The 9,652-nt window shown below is 70.5% G+C and carries 9 protein-coding genes; 1 reads left to right on the forward strand and 8 read right to left on the reverse strand.

What is annotated here, in order from left to right:
- The 8 genes from folB to dacB form a co-directional block, all read right to left on the reverse strand.
- A partial coding sequence (gene folB / locus ACQY7V_RS05980) for a dihydroneopterin aldolase (RefSeq protein WP_428639340.1) occupies positions 1 to 1,496 on the reverse strand: 1,496 nt, incomplete at its 3' end.
- Complete coding sequence (folP, locus tag ACQY7V_RS05985) at positions 1,493 to 2,254, reverse strand: dihydropteroate synthase (protein ID WP_303774863.1); 762 nt, start codon at positions 2,252 to 2,254, stop codon at positions 1,493 to 1,495. The genes folB and folP, both read right to left, overlap by 4 nt.
- A gap of 59 nt (positions 2,255 to 2,313) precedes the next feature.
- Positions 2,314 to 2,889 (reverse strand): GTP cyclohydrolase I FolE, encoded by a 576-nt coding sequence (gene folE / locus ACQY7V_RS05990; protein WP_154475197.1) that lies wholly within the window; start codon positions 2,887 to 2,889, stop codon positions 2,314 to 2,316.
- Positions 2,886 to 4,895 (reverse strand): ATP-dependent zinc metalloprotease FtsH, encoded by a 2,010-nt coding sequence (ftsH, locus tag ACQY7V_RS05995; RefSeq protein WP_303778392.1) that lies wholly within the window; start codon positions 4,893 to 4,895, stop codon positions 2,886 to 2,888. Before ftsH ends, folE begins: the two co-directional genes overlap by 4 nt.
- Before the next feature lie 13 nt (positions 4,896 to 4,908).
- Positions 4,909 to 5,463 (reverse strand): hypoxanthine phosphoribosyltransferase, encoded by a 555-nt coding sequence (gene hpt / locus ACQY7V_RS06000; protein WP_235361786.1) that lies wholly within the window; start codon positions 5,461 to 5,463, stop codon positions 4,909 to 4,911.
- A gap of 133 nt (positions 5,464 to 5,596) precedes the next feature.
- Positions 5,597 to 6,673: a tRNA lysidine(34) synthetase TilS gene (gene tilS / locus ACQY7V_RS06005; protein WP_428639343.1), complete on the reverse strand. Its 1,077-nt coding sequence runs from the start codon at positions 6,671 to 6,673 to the stop codon at positions 5,597 to 5,599.
- A complete protein-coding gene (locus ACQY7V_RS06010) occupies positions 6,663 to 7,469 on the reverse strand; it encodes a hypothetical protein (protein ID WP_303772881.1) in 807 nt (268 codons plus the stop codon). Before ACQY7V_RS06010 ends, tilS begins: the two co-directional genes overlap by 11 nt.
- A 133-nt stretch (positions 7,470 to 7,602) precedes the next feature.
- Positions 7,603 to 8,979, reverse strand: a complete 1,377-nt coding sequence (gene dacB, locus ACQY7V_RS06015; protein ID WP_428639346.1) for a D-alanyl-D-alanine carboxypeptidase/D-alanyl-D-alanine endopeptidase — start codon at positions 8,977 to 8,979, stop codon at positions 7,603 to 7,605.
- Positions 8,980 to 9,078: 99 nt separating this feature from the next.
- On the opposite strand from dacB, the gene ACQY7V_RS06020 reads away from it, so the two are divergent.
- Positions 9,079 to 9,585, forward strand: a complete 507-nt coding sequence (locus ACQY7V_RS06020) for an inorganic diphosphatase (protein ID WP_184451728.1) — start codon at positions 9,079 to 9,081, stop codon at positions 9,583 to 9,585.
- Positions 9,586 to 9,652: the final 67 nt, after the last annotated feature.

The raw sequence follows: 9,652 nt of genomic DNA on the forward strand, positions 1-9,652 counted from the left end.
TGACTGAGCCAGCGCGGGCGGCGCTTCGGCGCGTCGGCCTCGGCCCCTTCGGCTGGCGCGGCGGTGGTCGCCGACGCCTCCTCGAATACGGGCACGGCCCGCGATCCCGGTTCTTCGCGCGCCGGAGTCGGCCGCCCGGGGGCCGATCCGGCGGGCGGAAGGGACGCAGTCGATCCCGAGAAGCGCGGGGACGCTGTTGAGCCGGCGGGCGCAGGAGCGGCGCTCGTCCGCGTTTGCGTCATGTCGATCGGGGCCGACCACCGTTCCCACAGTTGGCGCCATACGAGGTCCTGGGAGTCCTCCGAGGGGGCGAGGCCCAGCCGGGATTCTTCGGGCAGGAGATCGAGACGCGATTTCCCGCCCGTGCTCGCGCGGGGGGACTCGAGCGGGGCCGCCGGGTGCTGATCGGCCGGCCGCACCGCGGTCGCGGCCGCGTTCTCCTCCAGGGCCTGGGCGATGAGAGCGTCCGACTCGGCCATGATCGTCCCGGGATCGCCGAGCCAATCGTCGACGGCGTCGATGATGCCCTCGACGTCGGGGGCGCGCGCGAGGAGCTCGGCGACCCGTTCCCCGCCGAGTCGGGCCTGCGGATCGATGACGGACCAGGGGGCCAGCACGAAGGCCCGGGTGCGGGCGCGCGGGTGCGGGAGGGTGAGATCCGCTTCGGACATCTCGATCCCCGCGTAGTCGATGAGGTCGACGTCGAGGGTCCTCGCGCCCCAGCGCTCGAGGCGTTCGCGCTTCGCCGAGGCCTCGAGCTCGTGCGCGAGTGCGAGCACTTCGCGCGGGCCGAGGGCGGTCGATGCGAGTACGACGGCGTTCCAGTAGTCGTCCTGGGGCGCCTGCCCCGGCGCGAGGACCGGCATCGTCCTCAGGAGGGGCGAAACGTCGAGCACGTCGATGCGCGGATCGTCGATGAGGCGCTCGACCGCATCGGCCAGGGTCTTCGGGGCGTCGCCGATGTTGCCGCCGAGGGCGAGCACGACGCGAACCGCGGGAAGGGCGCGAGCTTCAGGGACGAGCCGGACATCGGGAAGAGCGCGAGCCGCGGGAAGGGAGGGCGTCTCGGGAAGGGAGGGGGCCTCGAGGGCCTCGCGGCTCAGCTCCACGGCGCCCCCGGACTCACCGCAGCGACCCGCACGGACCGTGACGGACACGTCGGCGAAAACCTGACGGATCGGGGCCTCCGGCTTGTGGACGGTCACTTCGACCCCGTGGACGCGCTCCATGGAGACGATCGCATCGGCGATCCTGTGGGCGAGGGTCTCGATGAGACGGACCGCGGGCCCCTTCACGATCGTCGCGACGACATCGGCGACTTCGGCGTAGGAGACCGTCTTGGCGATGTCGTCACTGCGCGCGGCATCACTGCCGTCGACCCACAGGGCGAGGTCGACGACGAAGGGCTGGGGTGCCACGTGCTCCTCGGGGAGGACGCCGTGGATCGCCCTCGCCGATAGCCCGCGCAGAGCGATGACGTCGAGTGGACGGCTCATCCCAGGTCCTCATTCCCTTCCCGTGCGGCACGCGCGTTCCCGACGATCTCGTGTACGCGGACCGCCCATATGCCCGCCCGCGCGCACTTCGCGGTGATCTCGGCGGTCCGCTCGTCGCGGTCGCCGCCCATCGCCTTGACGAAGCGCTTGCGGGAGGCTCCGATGAGGACAGGGTAGCCGAGGTCCTTCAAACGGCCCAGGTTATCGAGGATCTCCGCGGACTGGGCGTCGGTCAGGGAGAATCCCAATCCCGGATCGGTGACGATCCTCTCCTCGCCGATCCCCCTGCTCAGGGCGCGCTCGACCTGGGCGCTCAAGCGATCCGAGAGGGCGCCCATGAGGTCGTCCCCGTAGTCGAAATCCTCCTCCGGGCCGGGAAGCGCCCGGAAGTGCTGGATGATGCAGGCGCAGTCCGAGTCCGCGACCACGTCGAGCATGTCCGGGTCCCAGCGGCCGCCCGAGACGTCGTTGATGATCGCGGCTCCCGCATCGGCCGCCTTACGGGCCGTGGAGGCGTGAAGCGTATCGACGGACACGACGACCCCCTCCGCGGCGAGCTCGGCGACCACCGTCGCGATGCGCGCCCACTCCTCGTCGGCATCGATCCTCGTCGAGCCGGGCCGCGTGGATTCCCCGCCCACGTCGACGATGTGCGCGCCCTCGGAGATCATGCCGCGCGCGTGGGCGAGGGCGGCCTCGAGCGTCGAGAAGCGGCCCCCGTCGGAGAAGGAGTCGGGGGTGACGTTGAGGATGCCCATGATGAGGGTCCGATCCTCGGGAAGCACGAGTCCCGAGGAGAGCCGCGGTCCGCCGATCCTCACCGGTCCCGCCGTCCCCCCAGGACGAGGGCCATCATCTCGGCGCGCGTCGTCCCGTCGTTCATGATGCCCCGCAGGGCCGAGGTCACGGTGGAGGATCCCGGCTTGGACACGCCGCGCATGGACATGCACATGTGCTCGGCCTCGATGACCACGGTGACGCCCTGCGGATTAAGGACCTCGTCGATCGCATCGGCGATCTGCGCCGTGAGGCGTTCCTGGACCTGCGGGCGGCGGGCGTAGCCCTCGACGACCCTCGCGAGTTTCGACAGGCCGGTGACGCGACCGCCCCGCGGGATGTACCCGACGTGCGCGCGCCCGTGGAAGGGCAGCAGGTGATGCTCGCACACCGAATGGAAGGTGATGTCGCGGACGAGGACGAGCTCGTCCGTGCCCGCGGTGAACTGCGTCCTCAGGTACTCCTTCGGGTCCTCCTCGAGTCCGACGAGCATCTCACGCCAGGCGCGCGCGACCCGCGCGGGGGTGTCGACGAGGCCCTCCCGGGTCGGATCCTCGCCGATCGCCGCGAGCAGGTCGGCGGTCGCCTTCTCGACGGCTTCCAGGTCGTAGGTCATTCGCCCGCGCCCTCGCCTTCGCTCACAGCCTCCTCGCCTTCGCCCACGGCCGGGGGCTCGGGCGCGCGCTCGAGGCCGACCGGGTCGCCGAGCCTGGCGCCCTCGATCGCGGCCTCCGCCCCGTAGTTCCACACCGGGCGTTCGTCCTGCTTCCTCACATCGGCGAAGATCTCGGCCAGCTGGGCCTCATCAAGGGTCTCCTCCTCGAGGAGGCGCTCGGCGAGCCGGTCGAGGATGTCGCGGTTCTTCGTGAGGATCTCCCATGCCTCGCGCATCGCCGCGTCGAGCAGGAGCCGCACCTCATCATCGATGATCGAGGCCATCTCATCGGAGAAGGCCCGCTGCTCGGCACCCGAGCCGTGGCCGAAGGCCTCGGTGTCGGTGGTGCCGAGCTTGACCAGGCCGACCCGCGAGGACATGCCGTAGTCGGTGACCATCGCGCGGGCCGTCTTCGTCGCCTGCTGGATGTCGTTGGCCGGCCCCGTCGAGGGATCGCGGAAGACGATCTCCTCGGCGACCCGCCCGCCCATCGAGTACACGAGGTCGTCGAGCAGCTGATTGCGAGTCTTGTTGTAACGGTCCTCGGTCGGCATCACCATCGTGTAACCCAGCGCCCGCCCTCGGGGAAGGATCGTCACCTTCGTCACGGGATCCGTGTAGCGCAGGGCGGCCGCGCACAGGGCGTGCCCGCCCTCGTGGTAGGCGGTCACCGCCTTGTCGTGGTCGTTCATCACGCGGGTCCGCTTCTGCGGGCCCGCGATGACCCGGTCGATCGCCTCATCGATCGCACGATCGTCGATGAGGTCGGCGTTGGAGCGGGCCGTGAGCAGCGCCGCCTCGTTGAGCACGTTCGCCAGATCGGCGCCCGTGAAACCGGGGGTCCGCTTGGCGATCTGGTGGAGGTCGACGTCGCCTGTCATCGGCTTGCCGGCGGCGTGCACCTTGAGGATCGCCTCACGGCCCTTGAGATCGGGGGCCTCGACGGCGATCTGCCGATCGAAGCGGCCCGGGCGCAGCAGGGCGGGGTCGAGGATGTCGGGGCGGTTGGTCGCGGCGATCAGGATGATGTTCGCCCGTTCGTCGAAGCCGTCCATCTCGACGAGCAGCTGGTTGAGCGTCTGCTCGCGCTCATCGTTGCCTCCGCCGATCCCGGAGCCGCGGTGACGGCCGACCGCATCGATCTCGTCGACGAAGATGATCGCGGGCGCGGCCTTCTTCGCCCGGTCGAAGAGGTCGCGGACGCGGGAGGCGCCGACGCCGACGTAGAGCTCCATGAACTCCGAGCCCGAGATCGAGAAGAAGGGGGCGTGAGCCTCGCCGGCGACCGCCTTGGCGAGGAGGGTCTTGCCGGTTCCGGGAGGGCCGTAGAGGAGGACGCCGCGGGGGATCCGCGCGCCGACGCGATGGAACTTGTCCGGGGAGGCGAGGAACTCGCGGATCTCCTCGAGCTCCTCCACCGCTTCGTCCTCGCCGGCCACATCGGCGAAGGTGATGTCCGGGCGCTCCTGATTGAACTCCTTGGCCTTCGACTGGGCGAAGCCGCCGAGCATCTTCGATCCGGACATCCGGCTCATGAGGAACCAGAAGGCTCCCAGGAGCAGGAGGATCGGGACGACCATCTGCAGGATCGCCGAGAACAGGGAGCCCTGCGGCCTCAGGGCGTTCCACCCCTTCGCGGGCTCCGCCTTGGAAACCGCCGTGAGGATGTCCTCGGTCTGCGAATAGGAGTAGGTGAAGTAGACCGACTTGCCGAGTTCGGCGGTCCGGTCCCCCAGGCCCGTCGACTTGTGGGTGTAGCTCTCCTTGAGAATGAGGTTCACCTGCTGTGTCGCCTCATTGAGGACGACGCGTTCGATCGTCTGCCCCTTGAGGATCTCCAGGCCCTCCGAGGTGTCGACCTGTTTGGGCTGGAAGGTCTGCCACACGAACCAGCCCCCGATCGACAAGACGAGGAGCGGGACGAGGATCCACGCCCAATTGATACGCTTCTGTTTCACATCCGCCATCCGGCCAGGCCTTTCAGTGCGCGTAGACGTGCGGGGCGAGCGTCCCGACGAAGGGCAGGTTCCGATACTTCTCGGCGTAGTCGAGGCCGTAACCGACGACGAACTCGTCGGGGATCTCGAAGCCGACGTACGCGACATCGACATCGACCTTCGCGGCGGCGGGCTTGCGCAGCGCGGTCGCGATCCTCACCGAGTTCGCGCCCCTCGACAAGAGGTTCGCCCGGAGCCAGGAGAGCGTCAGACCGGAATCGATGATGTCCTCGACGATGAGCACGTCACGGCCGGTCACGTCCTGATCGAGGTCCTTGAGGATGCGCACGACCCCCGAGGATTTCGTCCCCGAGCCGTATGAGGAGACGGCCATCCAGTCCATCTGCGAAGGAGTGTGGATCTTGCGCGACAGATCGGCCATCACCATGACCGCCCCGCGAAGGACGCCGACGAGGAGGATCTCCTTGCCCGCGTAGTCCCTGTCGATGTCCGCGGCCATCTCCTGGAGGCGCTGATCGAGCTGGTCAGCGGTGATGAGGACGTCCTTGAGATCGTCGCCCATATCCGTGGTGTCCACGCGGTCCCCTCTTTCCGGTCGTGCGCCCTCGTCACGAGGGCCCTACGGTCAAGACTGCCACACTTGCCCGCACGGCGGCGACGCGAGGCCTCCTGCGAGGCGCGGTGCGGGCCCGGACTCGCCGCGCGGCGCCTCAGGGGCGCACGGTCACGAGGACGGGAAGGCCCCGCGGGTCGCGCATCCGCTTGACCATGACCCCCGGAAGGTCGAGCGGGCCCTGACCGTGCCAGTCGGTCACGAGTGCATCGAGGGCGTCGATGTGGATGGAGGACAGCGCCGAGGGCCTCGCTCCGGCTTCGAGGGCGAAGCGGCGTTCGATCCGGGTCCGCACGGCGCGGGGAAGGCCTTCGAGGGCGTGAAGCGACAGCGCGGGCGCGTCCCCGTCATGAACCCGGACCGTGCGCCGGGCGCGCCCCCACTCCCGGGAGGCCCACAGTTCGAGGGCCTCGTCGTCCCGCGAGGCGAGCTCGGCGCTCCTGGCCAGGGCGGGGATCGGATCGGTCTTGAGGGCCTCGGCGAGCATCGGGATCGCGTGCGCCCGCACGGCCGCCCTGCGCAGGGGCGACCCGTCTTCGGCGCGCCAGGGGCCCTCGGGCTCATTCGACGGGTCCTCGATCCATGTCAGCCCCGCTTGCGCGCACGCCCCGCGGGTGTCTGCCCGACGCACCCCGAGCAGCGGCCGGATCCATCGGACGCCGCCCTCGTCGGTGATATCGGGGCTCATCGCCCGCAGGCTCGAAGCCCCCGAACCGCGGGCGAGCCTGAGCAGCACGGTCTCCGCCTGATCGTCCATGGTGTGACCGAGGAGGACCGGCGCGGCCTCGACGCGGGCGCACTGCGCGAGGGCGGCCAGGCGCGCCGAGCGGGCGGCCCCCTCGGGACCGCCCTCATCCCCGACCTCGACGCGAACGACCCTGGCCCGTGCGCCGAGCCGCTCGGCCATCTCGGCGGCGCGGGCCGCTTCGCGAGCGGACTCGGGCCTGAGAGCATGATCCACCGTCACCGTGACGACTTGCAGCCCCGCCCTCGTCCCCGCATCGATGACCGCGAGCGCGAGCGCGAGGGAATCCGCGCCGCCGGACAGGGCGACCAGCGCGCTCCCCCCGGCGGGGCAGCCTCTCAGCGCTCGACGAACGGCGAGCGAGACCCTCCCGATCGCCCCGCGCGGATTCGGGCCGACGATCCGGGACGCCGGGGATTCAGGAGACACGCGCGGCCCACGCATCGGGCCGGATGAGTTCGGCCGCGTCGGGCAGCTTCTCGGGCGCCGCGAGCAGGAGGTCCAGCCGCCCGGAGCGCACGACCTCGAGGGCGAAAGAGGGGATCCGATGGCGCTCGTCCAGGAGGGGGCTCGACACTCCGATCCTCGTCGCAATGGAGCCCGCGAGCGAGGGTGAGGGCCCGTGGTGGCGGAGCCATTCCACGGAGGGCAGGCGGGCCGGAGTGATCGACGCCATCATCGCGTCGGCGAGGGCTTCGGCCAGCACCAGTCGTTCCAGCAGGGCCTCGACCCTCGCATCGGGGGCGACGAGGAAGGGGGCGCGCAGGACGAGCGCGCCGAGCAGCCCCGTCCTCAGGGCCACCCACTTCGACCAATCCGACTGATCCAGCGAATAGCGGTGCGCGGCGGCCAGGGCGTTCGGCGGCACCAGGATCCGCGTGCGCGTCCACGGGTCCCACAGGCCCGTCGCGCGCGTGGCGACGAGGCGCAGGACGCGCAGGCGCTTGCGCGCATGATCGACGGATTCGAGGGGAGCGGCCTCGTCCAGGATGCGCGCCAGGCGGATCGCGAGGGCGTGCCGATCGAGCAGGAGGACCCTCGAGTCCTCGACGGCGCCCGCCTCGTCGAGGCCGGAGAGGCCCGCGATCCGCGGGGCGGACCAGGCCGCGGCCCGAAGGAGGCGCTTCGACATGCCTGAGGCCGAGGCGGGCGAGGTCTGCGGCCCCGCGTACGACACGGCGTTCATGGCCTTGGCCATGGCGGTTGCGGACATCGGGATCGGCATGGTCATAGCTTACAAAGCGCGGGCCGAGCGCGGTGCCCGCACGCTCGAGGATCCCGGGAGGCCCGGCGGCCGCGGCGGGCTCGGTCCGGCCGCAGGCCGCAGCTTCCAGGCCCGGTGCGGCCAGCCCCGGCGGTCACAGGGCCGCGAGCGAGGCGATGAAGCCGTCCAGGACCGGCCTCGTCGATGCGGCGCCGTGATCGGGGACGCCGTCCGCGCCCACTGCGAAGACCAGGAGCCTGCCCGTCGTCGTTTCGACGATCCCCGCGAGGCTCGCCACCGCTCCGAGGGAACCGGTCTTCGCCTGCGCGTTCGCGAAGGCCCGGCCCTCGAGCATCCGCCTCTGCATCGTGCCGTTCAGGCCCGCCCAGGGCAGGGAGCGCGGAAGATCCGCAAGGGCGCCGGTGGACGCGGCCGCCGTCCGCAGCGCCTCGGCGAGGGTTCTCGCGCTCACCCGATCGCCGGTCGACAGTCCCGAGCAATCCTCGAGGGCGAGGCCCTCGGTCGATACGCCCGCGCCCTCCAGGGTCTGGCGGATGAATCCGGTCGCCCCGTCGAAGGAGGGTTCGGCGCCACCGGCGCGGGCCGCGAGGCGGCAGTACTGCTCGGCCAGGGTGTTGTCCGAGGTGTGGAGCATCCAGCGGAGCTGTTCGGCGACCGTCGCCGATTCGATCGTGGCGAGGGGCTCGAATCCCTCGGGGGTCGGCGCCGGGCCCTCCAGGCTCACCGCGACGCCCTGCGCCGCGAGCGCATCCGCGAGGGTCGCGGCGACTGCGCGAGCGGGGTCGTCGAGGAAACCGATGTCCGAATCGCCCGCACGGCCCGCCCCGATCGCCATGGAGGCCGTCGGCCCGACGTAGTCGCGGGTCTCCTGGGCGATGAGTGCGCTCAGACGATCCTCGCCCGTGAAGGGCGGGGCGTCCCACGACAGGCTCGCCGAGGACACGCCCGCTGCGCTCAGGGCGGCGGCGGCCTTCAGCGCGAGGTCGGCGATGCCCGCGCGCCCGGGAACGGATTCGGGATCGGAGGCGCCCCGGCCCAGGAGAAGATCGCCCTCGGAGGTCAGATGCAGTGATGATCCCGAAGCGAGGAGCGAGGTCGACAGGGTCTTAGAGGGGTTGAATGAACTGAGGGCCGCAAATGCGGTCAGCAGCTTCGCGGTCGATGCGGGAGTATGCGCATCGGCTGCGGCCTCCTCGAAGAGCACCTCGCCCGTTCCCGCGTCGAGGACGATGCCCCACGAGGACCAGTCGCCGCCGGCTGCGGCTTCACGAACGGGCGCCCAGAGCGGGGCGATCGTCCCCGGGTCGACGGGGATCCCCTCGGGGATCCTCATCCCGGCGCCCTCGAGGGGCGAGGCCTTCGGGAAGGCGGGCGGGGCGCTCAGGACCGGAGCCTGGGAAGGCGAGAGGAAACCGGGGACCTTACCCGCGAAGTCAGCCGCGCCATACCCCATAAGTCCCAGAGCGAGGACCGAAGTGCCTACAATCGCACCAGCAGTTCTGCGCCGCATGGGCCTCCTTCCGGGGTTCATCACCAACACACTAGCGGCACAGGCACGAATGGACTGATCCGACACCCGCGCTCCGCGGGCCAGAACAAGGAGGACGCGGTGGAATTCGATGTCACGATCGAGATCCCCAAGGGGAATCGGAACAAGTACGAGATCGACCATGAAACGGGCCGCATCCGCCTGGATCGGATGCTCTTCACCTCGACCCGCTACCCGGACGACTACGGGTTCATCGACGACACCCTCGGCGAGGACGGCGACCCGCTCGACGCGCTCGTCCTGCTGGAGGAGCCGACCTTCCCGGGCTGCGTGATCCGCTGCCGGGCGCTCGGCATGTTCCGCATGGCCGATGAGAAGGGCGGCGACGACAAGGTGCTCTGCGTGCCGGCTTCGGACCAGCGGGCCTCGTGGCGCACGGAGATCGAGGACGTCTCGGAGTTCCACCGCCTCGAGATCCAGCACTTCTTCGAGGTCTACAAGGACCTCGAGCCCGGCAAGTCGGTCGAGGGCGCGCACTGGGTCGGTCGCGAGGAGGCCGAAGCTGAGATCCGCCGCTCCTACGAGCGCCTCAAGGAGCACGAGGCGGCCAAGCACCGCGAGGGCTGAGTTCCAGGATCGGAAGCACTCGCGTTCATCGGGGCGCCTCATGGCTGCACGTCGTGAGGCGCACTAA

The organism is Schaalia sp. (genome assembly GCF_050312375.1).
Taxonomy (GTDB): Bacteria; Actinomycetota; Actinomycetes; order Actinomycetales; family Actinomycetaceae; genus Pauljensenia; species Pauljensenia hyovaginalis.